This is a genomic window from Pedobacter frigiditerrae, assembly GCF_004331645.1.
Lineage (GTDB): Bacteria > Bacteroidota > Bacteroidia > Sphingobacteriales > Sphingobacteriaceae > Pedobacter > Pedobacter frigiditerrae.
The window spans coordinates 1197345-1216792 of record NZ_SJSK01000001.1; the positions used below are offsets into that span (position 1 = coordinate 1197345).

At 34.0% G+C, this 19448-nt stretch carries 18 protein-coding genes; 6 read left to right on the plus strand and 12 right to left on the minus strand.

Features of this window, described 5'->3' with window-relative positions:
• The first annotated feature begins 165 nt into the window (after positions 1-165).
• Positions 166-516, plus strand: a complete 351-nt coding sequence (locus tag EZ428_RS05160) for an asparagine--tRNA ligase (protein ID WP_131552032.1) — start codon at positions 166-168, stop codon at positions 514-516.
• Between the two features lie 358 nt (positions 517-874).
• On the opposite strand, the gene EZ428_RS05165 is transcribed toward EZ428_RS05160, so the two are convergent.
• The 4 genes from EZ428_RS05165 to EZ428_RS05180 form a co-directional block, all read right to left on the minus strand.
• Positions 875-1072 (minus strand): hypothetical protein, encoded by a 198-nt coding sequence (locus tag EZ428_RS05165; RefSeq protein WP_131552033.1) that lies wholly within the window; start codon positions 1070-1072, stop codon positions 875-877.
• Positions 1073-1143: 71 nt separating this feature from the next.
• Positions 1144-1500 carry a hypothetical protein gene (locus EZ428_RS05170; protein WP_131552034.1) on the minus strand — a complete coding sequence of 119 codons (357 nt, stop codon included), beginning with the start codon at positions 1498-1500 and terminating at the stop codon, positions 1144-1146.
• Positions 1497-2057 carry an ADP-ribosyltransferase gene (locus EZ428_RS05175; protein ID WP_165501705.1) on the minus strand — a complete coding sequence of 187 codons (561 nt, stop codon included), beginning with the start codon at positions 2055-2057 and terminating at the stop codon, positions 1497-1499. The genes EZ428_RS05170 and EZ428_RS05175 overlap by 4 nt, the downstream gene beginning before the upstream one ends.
• Before the next feature lie 151 nt (positions 2058-2208).
• Positions 2209-2391 (minus strand): hypothetical protein, encoded by a 183-nt coding sequence (locus EZ428_RS05180; protein ID WP_131552036.1) that lies wholly within the window; start codon positions 2389-2391, stop codon positions 2209-2211.
• Positions 2392-3498: 1107 nt separating this feature from the next.
• On the opposite strand from EZ428_RS05180, the gene EZ428_RS05185 reads away from it, so the two are divergent.
• Genes EZ428_RS05185 through EZ428_RS05200 form a run of 4 tightly spaced genes read left to right on the plus strand, consistent with a single transcriptional unit; the run spans position 3499 to position 9720 of the window.
• Positions 3499-4374 carry a DUF4007 family protein gene (locus EZ428_RS05185; protein WP_131552037.1) on the plus strand — a complete coding sequence of 292 codons (876 nt, stop codon included), beginning with the start codon at positions 3499-3501 and terminating at the stop codon, positions 4372-4374.
• Complete coding sequence (locus EZ428_RS05190) at positions 4367-7600, plus strand: ATP-binding protein (protein WP_131552038.1); 3234 nt, start codon at positions 4367-4369, stop codon at positions 7598-7600. Before EZ428_RS05185 ends, EZ428_RS05190 begins: the two co-directional genes overlap by 8 nt.
• A complete protein-coding gene (locus tag EZ428_RS05195) occupies positions 7590-8696 on the plus strand; it encodes a phosphoadenosine phosphosulfate reductase family protein (protein ID WP_131552039.1) in 1107 nt (368 codons plus the stop codon). Before EZ428_RS05190 ends, EZ428_RS05195 begins: the two co-directional genes overlap by 11 nt.
• Positions 8697-8700: 4 nt before the next feature.
• Entirely contained in the window at positions 8701-9720 is a 1020-nt protein-coding gene (locus EZ428_RS05200; protein WP_165501706.1) for a DUF262 domain-containing protein, read from the plus strand.
• 3 nt (positions 9721-9723) lie between these two features.
• On the opposite strand, the gene EZ428_RS05205 is transcribed toward EZ428_RS05200, so the two are convergent.
• The 8 genes from EZ428_RS05205 to EZ428_RS05240 form a co-directional block, all read right to left on the minus strand.
• Complete coding sequence (locus EZ428_RS05205; RefSeq protein WP_205945601.1) at positions 9724-12159, minus strand: hypothetical protein; 2436 nt, start codon at positions 12157-12159, stop codon at positions 9724-9726.
• A 12-nt stretch (positions 12160-12171) separates the two neighbouring features.
• Positions 12172-12582: a DUF6530 family protein gene (locus EZ428_RS05210; RefSeq protein WP_131552041.1), complete on the minus strand. Its 411-nt coding sequence runs from the start codon at positions 12580-12582 to the stop codon at positions 12172-12174.
• Positions 12583-12598: 16 nt separating this feature from the next.
• Positions 12599-12835 (minus strand): hypothetical protein, encoded by a 237-nt coding sequence (locus tag EZ428_RS05215; RefSeq protein ID WP_131552042.1) that lies wholly within the window; start codon positions 12833-12835, stop codon positions 12599-12601.
• 145 nt (positions 12836-12980) lie between these two features.
• Positions 12981-14846, minus strand: coding sequence for a hypothetical protein (locus EZ428_RS05220; RefSeq protein WP_131552043.1), 1866 nt, complete (start codon positions 14844-14846; stop codon positions 12981-12983).
• A gap of 263 nt (positions 14847-15109) precedes the next feature.
• Positions 15110-17131, minus strand: coding sequence for an ATP-binding protein (locus EZ428_RS05225; protein WP_131552044.1), 2022 nt, complete (start codon positions 17129-17131; stop codon positions 15110-15112).
• Positions 17132-17265: 134 nt separating this feature from the next.
• A complete protein-coding gene (locus EZ428_RS05230; protein WP_131552045.1) occupies positions 17266-17472 on the minus strand; it encodes a hypothetical protein in 207 nt (68 codons plus the stop codon).
• Positions 17469-18053 (minus strand): ORF6N domain-containing protein, encoded by a 585-nt coding sequence (locus EZ428_RS05235; RefSeq protein WP_131552046.1) that lies wholly within the window; start codon positions 18051-18053, stop codon positions 17469-17471. The genes EZ428_RS05230 and EZ428_RS05235 overlap by 4 nt, the downstream gene beginning before the upstream one ends.
• Positions 18054-18058: 5 nt before the next feature.
• Positions 18059-18298, minus strand: a complete 240-nt coding sequence (locus tag EZ428_RS05240; protein ID WP_131552047.1) for a helix-turn-helix transcriptional regulator — start codon at positions 18296-18298, stop codon at positions 18059-18061.
• A gap of 745 nt (positions 18299-19043) precedes the next feature.
• On the opposite strand from EZ428_RS05240, the gene EZ428_RS23940 reads away from it, so the two are divergent.
• Complete coding sequence (locus EZ428_RS23940; protein ID WP_165501707.1) at positions 19044-19187, plus strand: hypothetical protein; 144 nt, start codon at positions 19044-19046, stop codon at positions 19185-19187.
• Positions 19188-19448 lie beyond the last annotated feature (261 nt).

Sequence of the window (19448 nt, forward strand, 5' to 3'; positions counted from 1 at the left end):
GGTAAATGTGTAAATGTGCTGAAATTGCTAATTGAATAAAACGCGATTACGGCTTCTTTAAGACCCACTAAGCAATGTTAACCAACCTTTATTAGATAGGCTGTTGGAGTTTAAATTATGGATAGAATCTAATCTTTAATAAGTGTATTTTCATTACCTTCAACTATGAAAAAACTATCATCCCTAGCTTTATTCCTATTTATTTGCCTAGCTGCCAAAAGCCAAACCAAAATAGACATTGCAGCCATCTCTAAACACATTGGCGATACCGTAACCATTTGCGATTCTGTTTACACCACCAGGGCATTAAATGGCTTAGCCCTAGTTAATCTAGGCGCTGCATTCCCTAAACAATTGTTAACGGTGGTAATTTACAAGGCAGACCTCGCTAAATTTACCGAACCAGAAAAAACTTACTTGAACAAAAAAGTTTGTGTTACTGGTAAGTTGGTTTTGTATAATGATAAGCCACAAATTGTGTTAACAGAGGCTAAACAGATTACATTGGGTAATTAAGCACGGCTAAATAATTTGATAGTCAACTTGTTCCGATAGATACTGGAAGGTTATCTTAGTGCACTGGAAAAATCTAACAGACATAATTGGGTTAACAAAAATTATATTTACTTTTATAATGCTTCTTCTGCCATACTCGGAGAAAGGAGTTTCGAAGCCCGATACATCACGAAATGTACCGGGTTTTGCGGTTTTTAAAGGTTTATAGCTTTTATTTTATCCCACATTTTGTTTTTTTAGCCCAATAAAAAAGCCCCAGACACGTCTGAGGCTAAAATTGACTTAGTTACGTTCCAAAGGGAAGAGGCTTGACTAAGTATAATATATTAATTAATCGTGTTTTATACCAATGGCTTTTTTAAGCTGTTAATATCATGTGGGAAGCTGAATTTTGCGAATTCCTATCTTTAATGTGATATTCCCTACGAACACTTTCCATTTCTTCATTCATCGCTATGATTGCATGCAAATGCTCAGGTTTATCAAGATAAGAAACTTTGCCGTCCATTTTAAGTTTGTCCTTAATTTGACTGGTTTTGCTTAATGTTTTAATCATATTAATAAGATTTTAGGTTGTTCTCGAAAATTGTAAAATCGATAAATAGCTTGTGCTTTTTTAGCGATAAATTACTTAGTCTCAAACGCCGATTGGGCTTTTTTACCTAATCTTTCTGATGCTTTTTTAATATCATTAAATTTTCTTTCTCCACTCAAAATTTCCAAAACCTCTTTTTGATGGTTTAGCTTGTCAAGAAAATTAATGAGCATTAGTTTTTCTTGGCGAGAATTAGAAACATCCATGATCTTTTCGATTAATTCAGAAAAACTGTCAATTAATTGTTCCTTCTTGTTTGCGGATGTAAGACTTATTTTTTTTTGATGATTAGGAGAAAAAGCATTAAGAATGATATTCGAAATCTTCACAACTTCTTCCTGAGCAATTATGCCCGTTTCAGTAAATTTTTCTAACTGTATAGTTGTCATTTTCTTTCCTCCATTGTTATTAACGTACGTGATCCTTCTTTTGATATATCTAATATGTCAAAAGCACTTCCTGTTCTAAATAATACCTCTTGTTCGTTTTGAGGATGATCACTACCAAATTTAGCAATTTTTTCAATATCTTTTCCTGTTCTACTATATATTCTAAAAATGGTGTTCTTTCCAAACATATAAGCTATTGTCTTTGATTTACTCGTTGATAGAAAGGTATGTTCTACAATGGGCTTTGCTAATTCAAAAGCATTCTTATACAGTTGCAATTCCTTTTTACTTAGTGTGGCGCATCGGTAAACCAAGCCATTGTAATTGTCAAGTTTAGAAAGGCTTTGATCAATAATCTTCCCAAAATCAGTTTTTTCTTTACCTTCTGTTTTTCTAAGGTATTCATTCAAATCCTCATATCCATCATTGGTATATTTGAGAATGGAGGCTTTTTCAAAAACACTAAGATTTAATAGGTGATTAATTCTCGTAGTATTTTCTATTTCCTTTATCTCTTCAGCGAGATACTTCTTTGCATATTCTTCTGCTTTTTTCAATTGAGCAATAATTTATTAGTGGCGCAAAACATAGTAGTAAATCATCTATAAAATATAATGCCATAACACAATTGTACCTCATTATATATTCAAAATGCAATTTATATTTAAATACTTGAGAGAAAAATAAGCGATTTGCTGAATTATTTACTCACTTATAAATCTCCATTTTACGCTCAGTTACCGAACCATCCACATTTTTATTTATTGTAATCTCTCTTGACACTAATTTAGCAGGCTCATTAGTTAGATAATGATTAAAAAACCACCCAAGTATACCTGCAATGATAACTGGCAATATGTATTTCTGAAAGGTTTTTTTAGAAGGTATCATAATCTAAATATTATGTAATTGGTATAAATTAACTTTTACAAATTGACTTATCTTTTCTTGCCCACGAAAGGACAGGCAAAAAGTGCTCTAAATCAATTGGATAAAGCTATGTATCGTTTTATAGCTGATAAACGACAAGTAATTTTTACAATTAGTGGGGAGAATCTGATACTGTAAGTTGTTAATTGTCAGTTATTTATTCTGGTCTTCCAGGTAAGATTATTCACACCCATTTTAATCTCTAGTTGTGCTCATAAAGGACAATTGCGTAACAATAGCTGTAACTTACTGATAATGAGTGGCAATTTTGTTCCTCTGCTCTTTTTCATAGATGACATTTTTGTGAGTGGTTTTTTATTGATGGCTTTCGAAATCAAACAAAAAATTTTATGTCCCGTAAAGGACACTTCCGTATAATTCTTTATAACTAGTTGATAATGAGGTTTGATTTTATGCAGTGCTTTTTTTTATAAGTGACAATTTTATCGGTAAATAATGATAAGTATATTTTATAATATTAACCAACAAGAGCAACTTGTTTATGAATTATAAACAAATGAAACAATCTGCCAAAATGGGCGAGTTTGTTTTTTCATTACCTTTAATCGGTAAAAATTATCATCCCTAGCTTTCTTATTGATCATTTGCCTTTCGGCCAAGCCAAACCGCAATAGACATTAAGTACTTATCCAAACACATTGGCGACATTAACTAGGTCACAAGCGAGAGGTCTGCGCCAGATGGGATATTCAGTTTGTGAAATAAATGAAATAAAAGTATAACGAATTATGGCAAAATAAACTTTTAACTGTAATTTTGCTCATTAAATAAAAATCCTCGAAGCGATAGCTTCGAGGATTGAATTACCAATATTCTTGCGAGAATATTGTTTCTTCTGATAAAGATTGTAGGGGAGTGTGAGGCTCCCTTATTTGTTAAAACAAAGATAGTAAGGTTGTTTAAAAGCAGGTTTTTTAATTGTTAACATAGTTGAATTTTGGTTTAAACTGGGGTTTGTTTAACTGGTTGAAAACTAGAGAGTTGTTTTTGTTGATAACTTTAGGTTTATAGGCTTTCAAAGTCTTTTTTTTAAGGTGATATTTAAGTATGAAAATAAGTTTCTCAGGTCATGAAACATTTGTTTGCAGGCAGTTTTGGTTAAAAAAAGGGTATGAGCACTTATTGGCCCAGCGCTCTTTTTCAGAAGACGATGCTGTAGTGCATTTGGGAGTGGGTAAGAATATGACTACCGCTATTAAATTCTGGTTAAAAGGTTTCGGTATTGCAGATGAAGCCGATCAAATCACAACCTTTGGTAATTACTTACTTGCAGGAGTAGACCCCTATTTAGAGGATACAGCTAGCCTTTGGCTATTGCATTATTCGGCTATTAAAAATGAAAAGCTATTTATCTTCTATACTTTCTTTAATCAGTTTCTAAAAGAAAAGAATGAATTTACAAGGCCACAGCTTATTTCTTTCTTAAAGCGTAAAACAGAAGAAGCAGGCTTAAAACATTTTAGCGATAAAACTTACGAAGCGGATGTGAACGTTTTCTTGCGTACCTATAACCGGGCTAATGATGGCAAGGCAGATATAGAAGAAGAAACAGCAAATTTATTGGTAGAACTTAACCTCATTCGTCCTTTTAACAAGATTGATATACAAGGTAACAACCAACAATGGTTTAAGGTAATTAGGGAAAGCAGGGCAGAAATGCCAATAGCTATTCTAGCCTATGCTATTCTTGATACTTATGGTAGCCATATACAATCACTAGCATTTAAAGATCTGCTAGAAGGGATCAATTCTCCAGGCAACATATTTTGCCTAACTGAAAGGGGATTGGAAGATAAGCTGGCTCAACTAGCTGATACTTGGCCAGTTGAATTTAACTATAATGAAACCGCAGGCAATAGGGTATTACAAATCAAACAAGAATTGGATAAAGTGACGTTTCTAAACTGGTATTACAATGGTTAAGCATTTTTCTCCATCTCAAAATATACTCCTCAACAATTTTGAGGTTGCCGATTATATCATCACACCTAACACGCAAGAAGTATTTACTTCCGTGGTTAAAAACTATGCGGCAGGCGTTAGGTCATTCAATTTAATTGGTGCATATGGTACAGGGAAGTCTACTTTTCTAAATGCTTTGGCTTACCACCTAAATGAAGAACAAATTTTTGCAGAAAGCCAAGACTGGAAAAAGCACAAACATTTCGAAATACTTAAGCTTGTAGGTAATTACGATTCGATTATCGATAACGTAAAAACGGTAATAGGTTCATCAAGTATTAAGCCTGTAGTATTGGTGCAAGAGCTAGAAGTACTTATTAAAGCAGCAAATGCCCAAGGCAAGGGCTTTATTTTTATGATTGATGAGTTTGGCAAATTCTTAGAATATGCCTCCACTCACAATGCCGAAAAGGAACTTTACTTTTTACAGCAGATTGCAGAACTTATTAGCAATGCGGAATATGAAGCAGCATTTATTACAACCTTACACCAAGATTTTGCAGCCTATTCGGTAAACCTTAATGCTACCCAACGTAACGAATGGACTAAGGTTAAAGGCCGTTTTAAAGAACTTACCTTTAACGAACCAGTAGAGCAATTGTTATTGCTAGCTAGTAAGAGGATAGAGGGACGCCCAGATAGGTCTCAAATCCAGTTAATTAATGCTTTAATCGAGGAAATTGCCAAAGCTAGGGCATTCTCTTTAAAAGATTATTTCGATGAGAAAATAGCCAAGAAATTATTTCCATTAGACTTACTTTCGGGTAGTGTACTAGCGCTAGCTTTACAGCAGTACGGGCAAAATGAACGTTCCTTATTTACTTTCTTAAATACTGATAGTTTCTATGGGCTAGATGAATTTGAACCTAAGCGCCAGCACTTTTACGGGGTAGCCAATGTATACGATTATTTGAACTACAACCTCTATTCTTTTTTAAACTCTAAGGCTAATATCCATTACAGCAAATGGGCAGAAATTAAAAATGCCCTAGAAAGAATAGAGGGAGAAGTAGATGAAGAAGAACATATCCTTTACCAAACTTTAATTAAAACCATTGGGCTATTAAATATCTTTAGCCATGCAGGTGCAAGATTAGATCAAGTATTTTTAACAAAATACATAGAATTAACAGCGAAGTTAGAAGGCGTAACCGAGGCTATTGATAATTTGCTTAAAAGAAACTTACTAGGTTATAACAAACATTCGCACCGTTACTTCTACTCAGAAACTACAGTAGTAAATATAGAAGATGCGATACAAGAGGCTGGTTTAGAAATTAGCCGAGCCAATAACATTGTTAATTTCTTAAATGGTTATTTGCCCTTGGCACCTGTTTCTGCAAAACGTGCTTATTACGAAAGGGGTACGCCTCGGGTATTCGAGTATAAAATTACCGATAGCCCTTATCAAGCTTCACAACCTAGCGGACAGGTAGATGGTTTTATCAATTTAATCTTTAATGCTAACATTAAGGAAGCAGAACTTTTAAAAGAATCAGCATCTCATGGGCATGCGATCCTATATGCTCACTTTCTAAGGGTAGATGATATACAACATGCCATAGAGGAAATAGAAAAGGCAGGTATTGCTAAAGACAAATACCCTGATGATAAAATCATTCAGCGAGAGTTAAACGCCATTATTGAAATACAGAAAAACTTGCTTAATTATTTTCTGTACGAAGGTTTTTATGATGCTGAATCAGTTAAATGGTATTACCATGGTAATATTAAAACCTTCAGAAATAGCAAAGACTTTAACGCATTTTTATCTGATATAGCTAACGAGGTGTATCACTTAACGCCTATTTTTGTAAGTGAATTGGCTAATAAAACTAAACTTTCTACACCGATATCTGGTGCTAGAAAGGCATTGGTAGAAGCATTAATAAAAAATAGCCATGAAGAAGGTTTGGGCATTAAAGGTTTCCCACCACAAAAAGCTATTTACCTCTCTTTACTAAAGGAAACGGGGATACATTGTCAAACAGAAGAGGGCTGGTCTTTACAGGAAATTACCGAAAAAACCCAAGATCCTTATTGCTTTCTACCTTTATTTAATGCATGCCAGGCATTTATAGAAACTTCAAAAGGGGCTAAACGTAGTATTGCCGAGTTTTATGAACAACTAGAGCAAGCACCGTTTAAATTAAAAAAAGGCTTTTTAGATTGTTGGATACCCATTTACCTATTGATGAAAACTGATGATTTTGCTTTGTACGGTCAAAATGGTTTCATTCCAGAAATAGATTCAGAAGTATTAGAACTATTGGTTAAAAACCCACATAATTATAGCATTAAAGCATTTGACACAGATGGCATTAAAGTACGACTATTTAATCAATATAGGGGCCTATTGGCTTTAGGTGAGGCGCAAAAAACATCAAATGAAGCTTTCATTAAAACCATTATCCCTTTCTTTAAATTCTACAAAGACCTTAAGCCTTATGTAAAGCAAACAAAAAATGTAAGCAGAAAGGCACAACAGGTTAGAAAGGCCTTAACAGATGCCACAGAACCTGAAAAACTGTTCTTTGAGGATTTGCCTAATGCCTTAAACTACGACCTGGTACAGCTTAACAAAAAACCAGAGCTGCTGCAACAATTTAGTGCAGAATTACAAGATGCCATTAGAGAATTACGTAATGCCTACGAGGAGTTATTGAGTAAGTTTGAAGGGATTATCAATTCGCTTTGGAATACTAATTATGCTTTTGCCGACTATAAGGCCCAGCTACGCCAACGTTACCAAGGGGCATTAAAACAATATTTGCTATTACCTTACCAAAAAACCTTTTTTGATCGTTTATGTTCACCTTTAGATGATCGTGCCGCTTGGCTATCATCAGTAGCGCAAGCTACCGTAGGTAAAACACTAGACCAGATTACCGATAAAGAGGTAGACCAATTGCAAGAACGTTTCTTGAACTTAATTCATGAGTTAGATAACCTAAACGATATGGCCATCCAAAAGGTTAACCTTGATGAAGAGGACGTCTTTAAATTCGAACTCACTTCACCAGGTGCAAAGGCAAGCCATAAAATTATCCGGATGCCGAAAGTACAGAGTAAACAGTTTGCTGATTTAGAAACGGGAATGTCAGATTTGATGCATAAGGAAAATAAAAGCACAAAAATTGCTATATTGGCTAAACTGTTAAAACAGACATTAGAAGATGGGCAGTAGCGTAAGGCATGTACTAGGTATTTCGGGAGGTAAGGATAGTGCCGCTTTGGCTATCTATATGAAAGAACTTTATCCGCAAATGGATATAGAATTCTATACTTGTGATACGGGTAAAGAGTTAGATGAGACTTACCAGCTAATCCATAACCTAGAATCTAAACTAGGTGTGTCTATTAAAAAGCTAGATGCCAAAACAGCAGACCACGATAATCCTTTTGATTTTTATCACCAGTTATTTGGTGGCTACCTACCTTCATCTAATGCCCGTTGGTGTACCCAAAAATTAAAGATAGAACCTTTTGAAAATTACATAGGTACTACACCTGTAATTTCTTATGTAGGCATCCGGGGAGATGAAGATCGCGAGGGTTATATCTCTACCAAACCACACGTACAATCCATCTTTCCATTTAGAGAAAACATTTGGAGTGAGGAAGTGATAGGGAAGGTATTAGCCAATGACAATCAGCAGCATTTACTTACCCTTTATAAAGATTTCTTAACGGAGAACATTTACCAAAGGGCAGCAGATATTATAAAAACCCCATTGCGTATGGGCTATACCCAGAACCAAAAGCTAAAAGCTTTAATGGGCTTGGGGATTAAGGAGTTTAATCATGTGGCATTTCAATCCTTAAAAAGTAGCCAATTGCCGATTGCTTTAGTAGATGAGTTCCCATTGTTAGATAACGAGTCTATTTTAATACGTGACGATATTTTCAGGATATTACGCGAAAGTGGAGTAGGGGTTCCTGCTTATTATGAAGAAATCCCTTATGAAGTAAATGGTAAAACAGGGCATTATAACCGTAGCCGCTCAGGCTGTTTTTTCTGTTTTTTTCAACGTAAAATAGAATGGGTATGGCTCTATGAGCAAAATCCAGCCAAGTTCTTTTTAGCTATGGAATATGAAAAAGACGGTTACACCTGGATGCAAGACGAACGCTTGGAAGAATTGATTAACCCCGAGCGTATCCAACAAATTAAACAAGAATTTTTAACTAAACAGCAAAACGCCTCTCAAAATTTTCGTTCTAATAAGCTCATCGATATTCTCGATGCAGAAGAAGAAGGATGTGCGGCTTGTTTTATATAACATTATGAAGATAAAGAAGCAAAATTGGTCGATTCAGGAATTGATTGACGAAAAAAAAACCATAAATCCTAAGCCACAATATCAAAGGACAGATGTTTGGACTTTAACAAGAAAGCAAAAATTAATAGATTCAATCATACAAGGTTTTGACCTTCCTAAATTTTATGTTAGATATTTTAATAATCCAACTGATGGTTACAAATTCGAAGTAACGGATGGTCAACAACGGATGAAAGCAATTTGGGATTATGTAAACAATATATATGGTTTAGGTAAATTAACTAAACCTAATGACATATATAACGGTATGTTTTTTAAAGATCTACCACTCGATAAACAAAATGAGTTTTTGGACTTTGAGCTTACATTTGCTGAAATACTAACTGCTACTAATAATGAAGTAAATGAATTATTTGCAAGACTGCAGCAAGGGGTTAGTTTAAATCCTGCTGAATTAAGAAATGCAATTCCAAGTTATTTTGGAACTACTTTAAAGTCTTTAATAAGTCATCCATTTTTTGCTAATTCTAAAATTGTTGATCGAAGATTTACCTATCAAGAATATTTGGATAACGCTGCTACATTATTGTTTTTCAATAATAATAAAGATTTAAAAGCGAAGGCGATGAGTGAACTTTATATTGAACTTACTGAAAATGACGCAGCTACTCAATCAAAAGTAAAAGACTTAATAATCAAACTAAAATCATCATTAGATATTCTAAAGAAGATAAATGATTTAATTCCTGGATTTTTCAAAAATAAATGGGCATTTGTGGATATTTTGAATTATATAAACCAGGTTGGAGCAAAAAAGATAAATGTAAAGAATATTGCTGCTAAATTCAAGGATTTTGAATTAAAACGAAGAAAATATATTAGTAAATCCGCAAATTTATTAGATGTAAAAGATCAAGATTTCGATCCAGAATTGTATAAATACATAACAGCATTTGCGAAAGATGGTTCATTAAAACAAAATGTTGAGAGAAGGTTGGATGTTTTAAAAATTAAGTTGGCTTAATCTTTACTCTCCCATCATTTCTAACAAATCATTCGATCCAAAATTTAAAATAAACTCAGAGTAAAAGCTAGAAAACAAATCCTTTAAATAGCTGCTTAAATCCACTTCCTCATCACGTTCTTTCGTTTGGTGTATTGCGTATTTTTTATTCTTTGTAATGGTATAGAGGAATAAAGTGTGAAAATAAACGGATGAAATATATTTGCGGTCAGCTATTTCTAGCTGGTCTTGATTTTTGTAACTAGATTTAAAGGATTTTAATACATGGCTATCCATGTTGATGATAATCTTATCAATATTATCACCATTAACCTGTGGAATCATGACAATATCGTAATCAACTTTATCGTCAAGACCTTCCTCTACTTCATCCCATGTAAGATAGTCCTCTTTTTTTTCTTTATATACTAGAACAAAAGGAGGGAGGCCTATATTATTATCAGAGGCCTGATCTTCTTTTTTTATGGTCTCTTTTTTTTCTTCAGGGTCGACTACCTTAATCCAAAAAAGTTCCTCAAATTCTTCCCCTGCACCAGTTAGTATAGCCTTCATTTCAATTTCATCTCCAACTTTAACTTCGTTATTTGTCAAGAGGTTTAATCTAATGGTGCCATCATGTGGGCTAGAGGTATTGATATTAAAAACGTCTTCAACTGCTTCTTTTACACCTGAGACAGTTCCACCAATACCATTATTTGCTTTGGGAATATAACTAACTAAGCCAATAGTGAATAGACCCGGCTCTTCTACTCTGTCGAAGTAATGGTTTTCTACATCTGTTTCAAAACGAATGGTTTTTTCTTGTCCCTTAGGTAGGTTAATGCATTTTTTTCCTTCATTTAGCTGTGATTTCACTTTTAAAAAAGAGGGGAATCGTTGTGGCCTAAAAGCTTCTTGATCTATCTTTTTTGTTTTCTGTTGCTCAGGTTTTATTTTTGGCTTTTCTTCCTTGATATCAATCTTAAAAGCTTGATTAAGCAATTTCATTAAATTACTATCCATAGGAAGATTTTTAGAAAATGACTTTAACATTTCCTGGGTATTTTTAGAATCTACAGAAATGCTATCTCTACGGCGTTTTTCAATTTCAGCTAATCTTCCTTTACTACTGCCTAATTTTGAAGTGAGAAATTTTCTCAATTTTGTAGTATGATCTCCTTCTTTTAGTCTATCCCTTGATGCCATAAAAAGGTCACTTCTAAAGTCATATTCCATGTTTGTACAATCAACATGTATAAGAAGGTGGGGCTTTAATAAGTTAAATTTCAAAGACCTCGAGATAAATTCAGAACCAAAATTCCCATGCACCTGACCATTCATTGAAAACACGACAGACATATTGTTCTTAAAAAATTCCCGTTGAATAGTGTCCTTAGTTTCCTTTACATTCTTATCATCTATTCTAGTATTAAAAACATAACATGTGACCTTAAATTTTCCAATTTCTGTGTCGTGGTAGTCTTCAGAAAAGTAATCTTCAATATATTTATTATCATCACCTTCAAGCCTTCGTTTTAACCCAAACAAGTCTCTTTCAAGATTTCTATCATCGGGGTATCGATAGGAACGATCAACTGTTAGTATTGGCAGTGCTGGCTCAAAAAGAAACTCGTTGATACTTTGATTTAAATCTCTAGATATTACTGATCGACTACCGGAAGGTAGGTCGTAAGAATATAGTTTGATAATACTACCGGTTTCAAAGAAGCTATCATGTAGCCCTAAATCTAGTTTTTCAATACCAAATGAAGGAATTTTATTATCAATCTTTAAAAACTCATACCAAGTGTTTTTCTTTTTTCCTTGTTCATCTTTGCTAAAAGGGTGCTTTCGGGTTAAGGTAAATCCAAACTCGCCCGTTTTGTCATACCTACGTGAAGCAATAAGCTGATACCCCCTTTTTCCACAAAAAATAATTGCACCACTACCCCCCATATTATACTTACCCTGCACAAATTGGATTTCATTTTTGTTTCCTCTTAACAGGGATAAGAATGAATTCTCGAAATTTTGAGGATGTTGTCCTTCGCCATTGTCATAAATAGTAAGTGATGTGTTTAGCTTCGGGCCATCTGCTAGTATCTGTATTTCTTTAGCTTGAGTCTTTCTGTGACTAGTTAAATCCCAGTCTTTATACTTTGGATAGAATTTTGTTCTTGCTTGCTCCATTGTTTTTGGAGCATCTTCAGCGCTAGGTTCTATTTTGGCTTCATAACATTTTCTCATTAGCGTTGCATCTATAGAATTTGTTACTTTTTCTATCAAAGCAGCTATCGGGGAAGCCTGTTGATTTTCTATGACGCCATAATTATTTTCATTACCACCTAAGGGGAACCAATTCGCCTGTTTAAAAATTCCGCTATTTAAACTTATAATCTTTTCAAGATCACTTTCGGTATGGCAGTTGAACAATAGAAAAAAAAGCTCTTTTGGCTTCATGTTGGATAAAAGTTAAGTTAACAATAAAAATTCATCTAAAACCTTCTTTAGTTCTAATATTCTTGGTCTGAGTTTGTTTTCGTTCTCTTCGTAATAACCTCTAATTTCTCCTACCTTTTGTTTGTTTACGATTTCTTCTCTCAGGCTGGATTTGGAGTAATTGGAATTGACATCGGTCATTAGAGCTGCAAGAAATAATATGCTTAAATCTAAATTTCTATGGATTGGAAGCTCTTCGCTTTGCCTGCTCCATCTGTTACTCACTCTTCTCCAGACCTTAAGTGAAATCTCTCCATGATCGTACTGTGCATTTCCTATGGACAGAGCTTCAACGTCCGTGTTACCGACATAAATACTATCAATTTTATCATAATTGTCAACGCCAATAATGGGCTTATGGCTTAAATGCGTAGGTATGCTCATAATTATATTTTAGATATTAGATTAATCTTATTTCTGTGTCAGAGATAACTTCGAACCAGGTGTTTAAATAGGGACTTGAATTAATTGCACTACGCAGCTTAATTTGTTTTGCTAGGGAAATGTTACCCTTTCTATTTGGATAAAAGTTTCTATTTTCAATTTCATTAGCAATCTCAATAAATGTCGCTTTTCTGTCTGACATATTTAAGAGAACAATTGCTATTGCTTCGTGTAGTGTCAATATGTTCCTCATTCCTTTTAATCAACTCATTATAGTATATATTCCAGGATGTTTATTAAATCGTAGTCTAATCTTCGTCTCTGTTCAGTTTTCATTTGTTTGGTTGCAAGTAGTCTTTTGCGAGTGTGTGAACTTCTTCCATTGCTTTCAGATTAAGTTAGTTTGATTGATTTTTCAGTGCTGCATGAAAGTTATAGTGATCCCTAAAAAAGCCTTTATTATTCTCATTGTATGCATCACATTTTTTTTCAATTATTGCCTCAAGATGCTTTGAAAGGTTATTTGAATTTGAAGTGTGTCTTAATGATTTAATCTTCCCAGTGGGATCTACTGATATATATCCTTTTTCATAGAGGGCATCGCATCCTAAAGAGCAGGCAGCAAAAACTATAAAAGGATTTTTTCTTTCTGCCTCCGATGCTGTACAACGTCGTTTGATATGTGCGACATTTATTAGCCTTTTGGGCAGAGTTTGGCCGCATATAGCGCACGTTATTAATTCGTTGTTTTGAAATAAAAATTGCTTAAGTAATATATGTTCCCGTCTTCTTTTTGTGAAGCTGTAAATTTTACTATCTGTTGTAGCTAAAAGTTCAAGTCGCTCTTTTATATCCTCAATTTCTACGATTCTCTGAGAAAAATTTATATTAACATTTGAATTAACCAGAAAGTCTTCATTCTGCTGGTTTCTGTATTTTATCAAATAATCAATTTGTACCTGCAATAACCCCAGTTCCTTAAAATGTTGTTTTATATCAACATTTGTTTTAAGTAAGTTTTCCCAATAGTCATCTGTAAAATAATGACCTGGAATACGTTTTGCTTCTTTAAAAAAACTATTATGATTTTCATTTGCTACCAAACCAATAAAGGAACCTTCAATATTGAAAATTTCTCTTTTCTGGGTTAATATCGTATGTATACTTTTTTTATCTGGGTTTCTACGGTAAAAACCAACCCTGTCTACAAGCGATATTATGTCAACTGGTTTAGGCTCTAACTCAAGGATATGTTGACATACACGCCAATAGTCGCCTATGATGATATTGGACTCCGGAACGTCAAGCCACTCTGTCAAAATATAAGTGCTTGTTTTTCCGTAGGAAGAAAACTTTTTATTGGTGTTTAATCTAGACCTAACCGTCGATTTTCTTTCCAATTTTCCATACTGCATATATAGCGAAGAAATTATGGTGTCTATATGGTGTCCTTTTCGTTCAATTTTTAGATCATTTAAAACAGACTCGATCTTTTCATCTATATTAATTTTTTTCGTTCTTGGTAATAGTAGGCCCACGTCGTTGAAGGAGCTCAAAGAACACTCCGAACTTACCAAATGTTGTAGTATCATTTTCTCTAAATTAGCACTTATGTCTAATCCAATTTCGCTATAAGACCAAACTTCGTCGATGTGTCTAATAGGGTTTGGGCGTAATTTAAAGAAGTAATTGTTTATAATGTTGATGAAATCAAAGTTGATTATGTTTTTAACTAAGTAACCTGATCTCCATTCCGCTTTTTCATCAAATCCTATATAATTGTAATTTTTTGAATTAAGCACGCTGTAAATCCTAGTAATAAATTTATTTGCAAAATTTGTTCTATTAACCAGGTTTATATCTTCTGTGCTTTGCTTGCTTAAACTGAAGAAGCTTAAATCCTCATTGATCATTAGCTCATCTAAAATTTCAAGGTCTCTTACAAATGAAAACTTTTTGTTAAAGTTTACTCGGAATTCATCGTTAACCTGCCTAATCCTTTCTCTAGAATAATCGAGGGATATTGCTATTTTTTCTAAGTCTAATTGTGGTATGGATGGATAATAGTTTAAATACTGTAAGCATAGTTTTGATAAAATTGGGTTAGCCTCCCCGATGTCTATATATCTATGCCTTATAATTATGTCGAGTAACGTAAATAGCCGAATCTTGCCACCGTTTTGTGTTACCCAAACCTCAGCCAAATGGCTATCTGAGATTTTAAATTTGGTAAGTTTGGTTTTTAGTGTTTCGAGCGTTTGCATTCACGTTTGTTAATTATTTTACGTAACTTCTGTTATATCCGGGATAAGTTTTTTCAAAATGAGAGTATCTTAGTTAAGCTTGATGAGATTGAAGATGATTGCTTTGTAATGTAGATATTTGACAAATATTTTAATCCTGATGAAATTTTTAACGTTTTTTTACTTAGACATTTCAAACCAGCATAATGTATTTCTAAGTCTGATTTGCAGTACCTCCTTACCATAATACAAAATCTAAACTTGTTAGCTGTTTCCTTAAACTATTAATTAAACTCATGAAGCCTTTCTTCAAGCCACTCCATAGCTCCCCTGAAGGACTGAAAATCTTGATCGGTTATTTTGCTTGCGTGGGCATCTCCTTTTCTTAAATGATTTATAAACGTTGCCTTAGCCTCAAAAACTTTTTCGTCTATTTCGAAAGTATTTCGGAAACATTTCTCCCAATGTTTCTTCATCAAATCAAATAATGTTTTTAAGTATATATTGTGTTTATTCGAATCATAAAATTCTGCGTATGGTTTGTTTTCGTGTTTTGAAATTTCTTTTGCACCATAGATTTCCTTAATAATTAACTTTTTCGCTTCAACTTCACCATAATTGGCCTTTAACGTGTTTCTAACATATTTTCTTAAAATAGGTTCAATCGTATTTCTTCTAACACTAATTTCATTTTGTTTTTCTTCGTTGGTAAGTCTGAGTCTCTTGTATTTGTTTTTTCTTGATAGATAGTCTTTGAGTGATTCAATTGAAAAGGAGTAATTTTCGTCATTTTTTTCGATTATACCATAATTTATTAAGTGTTTAATATAATCAGGTGACGCATCTGCTAGACCCTTAAAAGTTTCGTTGTCTCCAATTGATAACCAAGTTAACATTTGAGCCTCATCAGGATACCAGTTATCTAAAACTTCCAAAACCATTTGTGCATATTTAATGAAACCTGATTCATCTTCGTAGAAAAGTTTCTTTAGATTTTCATATTCACTTTTATGTATATGGTGTGGTCTAGGTTTTACAGTTTTTCTATGTATAAAACTGCACATTTGCCTCATTAATAGGGGGTGGCCGCCAAAATCTTCGACGAGCCTAGCGCATGTTATTTCATCAAATTTTAAACCCATATAGCCACCTAATTTATCTAGCATTTCCTTAGTTTGATTAAAATCAAATGGTGGTATGTAAATTGGTTGGAATTGCGCAAAAATTGGGTTATCTATTTTATTGACCGCTGATTGTTCAATGCATTTAGGATTAGTTCCAGTAATTAAGTAAGTCATAACATTAATCTGTCTCAACTTCTGATAAGTGCTTCTGATTATTTGCCAAAATTTGATGTAGCTATCTCCGTTCTTCCAATCCGAGCTAATCGAGCTTTCAAATGTGATGTGTTCTATTTCATCAAAAATTAACAAAATGCTTTTTTTGCCGTTTTTATGATATATGGTTTTGATATCATCTAGAAAAAAATCTGATACAAATTCTAGCTTCTCATATCCTTTAATAAGTTTTAAGTCCTCATTTTTAACACTAGAAGACTTCCTAAGTTCATCTATAATGTATAGCAACGCTGTATTCCACTTTTTTAGGTGTAATGTCTGGCAATCGACAAAAACTGTTGTGGAATTCTTCCTGTCTAAAGCTCTTTCGATACCATAAAGAATCGATGTTTTTCCAGTTTTACGTAAACCAAAAATGCCTGCATTTTCAGAAGATAAGTGTTTGTTGACTAAGGTGTGAATCAAATCTCTCCTGCCAAAAAAGTACAAATCTTTCTTCAAGGGGTCTTGAATGCCAAATAAATCTCTGGAATAAAAGTTCTGGCGAAATTTATTAATAAAATAATCTGGATCATTTGCTGACTCTTCTAGTTCGTGGTAAGAAAATGGCACAATAACTCTAGCTTCCTCGTTCGTCTTAAGGATAGAATTTAATTTTTGTTCAATATCGTTATCCTTGCTAATAATTACGCTACAGATTTCTTCTAATCTTAGCTCTTGAATATCATAATGTTCAATCGAATCTATAGATCTTGGCTGGAACGTATCATATGGGCTGAATGCGAAAACGACTTCCCTAGATATGTTGAAAGCTTGTTTAATCTTGGGGGATGGCTTCATTAACATTGCCTTATAGGCACTATTTGCAATAAAAATCTCATCTACTCTAGTGAGAAACCAATCATATTTAGTTAAAATATCTACCAGTTTTTTTTCTTGTAATGTTAATATAGATAAGTTAGCACCTATGCGCTTTCCTGGCCTAAATTCGGTTATATGGTTATCCATTTATCAGCTTTTTAATTTAGCTTTTCTTTAATTTATTATTACCTGTCAGCAAATATTTTTTTGCTGTCAAGCTTTTTCCACTTCGTAGGGTAGTCATTCCTAGTAATGCAGTCTTTTCAGTTCTCACTTAGCTTTCAACCAACAGTATTCTTCTTTTTACTTCTCACATAAAAAGTTAAGATGAGATATACACCCGCAAAATATGCTAAGGTGATAACATCATAGTTTGCACCTCTGGGTCTATTTGGCTCACCAGTAGAAATAAATATTGCTTCTCGCAATACACCTCCTAACAGGAGAGCTATAACTATGCGTACCCAAGCTTTTTCTAAGTGCCTCATCTGTTTTGTGAGTTTGTTTTTTTCTCTTTGTTAATCTTATAACCAATCTCTTTTCTTTCAACTGTTACTTGTTCCTTCTTCTCACCAAGTTCATCTAGGTAATTAAAGACAAGTTCTATGTTCTTGCTTTGGTTGGTGTGCATTTCAGCGTGTTTCTGCAATATGGTTTTGATTTCTGCTATTTCTAATCTTAGTTCTGTATTGTCTGTTAATAGCTGTCTTATCTTAGTGAAAACCCTAATGATCTGTATATTCACTTGTATAGCTTGTTTACTGCTAAGCACACTGGATAACATGGCGACCCCTTGTTCTGTAAATGCGAATGGTTTAGCACCTCCAAATGATTTCTTGTCTGGTATCACAGATTGTGATACCATCTCATCTAGCTCTTCCTCTCTAACTTCGAACATAAAGTCTTCTGGGAAGCGATCTATGTTCCGCCTTACTGCTTGTTTTAATACTCTAGTCTCCACCCCGTAAAGTATTGCCAAATCCCTATCGAGCATAACTTTCTGAGCACGTACCAAATAAATTTGGTTCATGACAATTTCATCTGGTAGGCCAATTTCTTTTATGGACATAGCTTTTACTTTTTAGGTTTAAACCCCTCAACCTTACTCTCGCTCCAATCACTAGGATTTAGCAATTCTCTTATGTCTACTCTTAAAAATTCCGCTATCTTATTTAAATCATCTACTGAAGGCTGCCTATGATTATTTGTCCATCTAGAAACTGTCTGCTCAGATTTGTTCACAAGCTTTGCTATTTCTCTATTGTAAACGTCTTTTTCAATTAATACTTCCGCTAGCCGATTAATTTTCTTCATTTAAATCAAAAAATAATTCTAAAAAGTTTATCGTTTAATGAGAAACTTTTTGTAATATTGTTTTATTAATAGCGACAAATAGAAGAGGGGTAAAACCTTGCTTTTTACGATGTCACTCATGAACGAAACCGCTAATTTCCACATGAGCCGATCGTGCGTTCGCCTTTTTATTGAGTTTTGCTATCTTCGTGATATCATATTCAATAAGGCGAACCTCGTGTCAGTCTTTTGTGGAACTCAAACTACAGTTTGAGTGGTTCTTAGCGGTACCAGTTCAAAAGCATTGAGGTTCGCCTTATTGGTCTTTAACCAATTCGGTTTATTTCTTTTGCCTTGGGTACCCATCGTTTTACATAACCAAATACCTAACCTAATGAAAACGAAAAAACCAAATGTTTCCCATTACCAGCAGCCGGTTCGGTTGTTGCGTAATTATTCCCTTTTACTCCTTATAAAGAACGTGATCTGTTCTCCATCGTAGCACGCTAGAAATTCAAAAATTAAAATAGGCCAATAAAAAAGAGGCTGGTGCGAATTGAGAGCGCTTCAGTTCTTTAGATCGGTTTACATTTAGTTTTTGTACCAGCCCTTTAGTTTTTAAAGCTAAAGGTGTAATACGATGGTTTGTTGCTATCCCAAGGTAAACATCTTTTTGCTATAAAACTATACGGTTTTCCGTAAACTGCTTTGAAATAGGTGGTAAGGGCTGGTTTTTGTTTAAATATTTTTCAACAACTAAAAAATAATGAGAAAACTGGCTCAGAATGTAAAAGAAGTGAACATTTTCACAGTTAGTGGGAAAGTTGGCGTCGCTGTTTTTTCTGCATTGGTAGCTCCAAATGTTACTCAAAAACAGCTGTTTGCACTCATCATTGGCAAGCCAGTTTGAAAGGTCTTAAGCGGGAACAAGAATGTAGGTTGTTAGTGGTTAATAAATCAATTCCCCTTTTTCTTATGAGGTAAAGGTGTTCCCGCTTTTTTTAGGGCTGTGCTAATGGGATAGATAGCCCAATGCACAGGCTGGCCTCGGCTCACCGCCACCGAGGGCTCTTTCTTTTGGCTTGATCCAAAAGTAACCAAAAAATCAAGGCTGCACTAAATTCTCTAAAAATCAAAAGTCTGAACCTAAAATAAAAGAACTCGCTTCGCT

What these genes read in the sequence shown, in the direction of transcription:
- EZ428_RS05195 (WP_131552039.1), top strand. Translation starts at nt 7,590, where the DNA reads ATGGGCAGTAGCGTAAGGCATGTACTAGGTATTTCGGGAGGTAAGGAT.
- EZ428_RS05200 (WP_165501706.1), top strand. Translation starts at nt 8,701, where the DNA reads ATGAAGATAAAGAAGCAAAATTGGTCGATTCAGGAATTGATTGACGAA.
- EZ428_RS05230 (WP_131552045.1), bottom strand. Translation starts at nt 17,472, where the DNA reads ATGAGGCACTTAGAAAAAGCTTGGGTACGCATAGTTATAGCTCTCCTG.
- EZ428_RS05185 (WP_131552037.1), top strand. Translation starts at nt 3,499, where the DNA reads ATGAAAATAAGTTTCTCAGGTCATGAAACATTTGTTTGCAGGCAGTTT.
- EZ428_RS05165 (WP_131552033.1), bottom strand. Translation starts at nt 1,072, where the DNA reads ATGATTAAAACATTAAGCAAAACCAGTCAAATTAAGGACAAACTTAAA.
- EZ428_RS05215 (WP_131552042.1), bottom strand. Translation starts at nt 12,835, where the DNA reads ATGAGGAACATATTGACACTACACGAAGCAATAGCAATTGTTCTCTTA.
- EZ428_RS05240 (WP_131552047.1), bottom strand. Translation starts at nt 18,298, where the DNA reads ATGAAGAAAATTAATCGGCTAGCGGAAGTATTAATTGAAAAAGACGTT.
- EZ428_RS05220 (WP_131552043.1), bottom strand. Translation starts at nt 14,846, where the DNA reads ATGCAAACGCTCGAAACACTAAAAACCAAACTTACCAAATTTAAAATC.
- EZ428_RS05205 (WP_205945601.1), bottom strand. Translation starts at nt 12,159, where the DNA reads ATGAAGCCAAAAGAGCTTTTTTTTCTATTGTTCAACTGCCATACCGAA.
- EZ428_RS05235 (WP_131552046.1), bottom strand. Translation starts at nt 18,053, where the DNA reads ATGTCCATAAAAGAAATTGGCCTACCAGATGAAATTGTCATGAACCAA.
- EZ428_RS05180 (WP_131552036.1), bottom strand. Translation starts at nt 2,391, where the DNA reads ATGATACCTTCTAAAAAAACCTTTCAGAAATACATATTGCCAGTTATC.
- EZ428_RS05225 (WP_131552044.1), bottom strand. Translation starts at nt 17,131, where the DNA reads ATGGATAACCATATAACCGAATTTAGGCCAGGAAAGCGCATAGGTGCT.
- EZ428_RS05210 (WP_131552041.1), bottom strand. Translation starts at nt 12,582, where the DNA reads ATGAGCATACCTACGCATTTAAGCCATAAGCCCATTATTGGCGTTGAC.
- EZ428_RS05170 (WP_131552034.1), bottom strand. Translation starts at nt 1,500, where the DNA reads ATGACAACTATACAGTTAGAAAAATTTACTGAAACGGGCATAATTGCT.
- EZ428_RS23940 (WP_165501707.1), top strand. Translation starts at nt 19,044, where the DNA reads ATGAGAAAACTGGCTCAGAATGTAAAAGAAGTGAACATTTTCACAGTT.
- EZ428_RS05160 (WP_131552032.1), top strand. Translation starts at nt 166, where the DNA reads ATGAAAAAACTATCATCCCTAGCTTTATTCCTATTTATTTGCCTAGCT.
- EZ428_RS05190 (WP_131552038.1), top strand. Translation starts at nt 4,367, where the DNA reads ATGGTTAAGCATTTTTCTCCATCTCAAAATATACTCCTCAACAATTTT.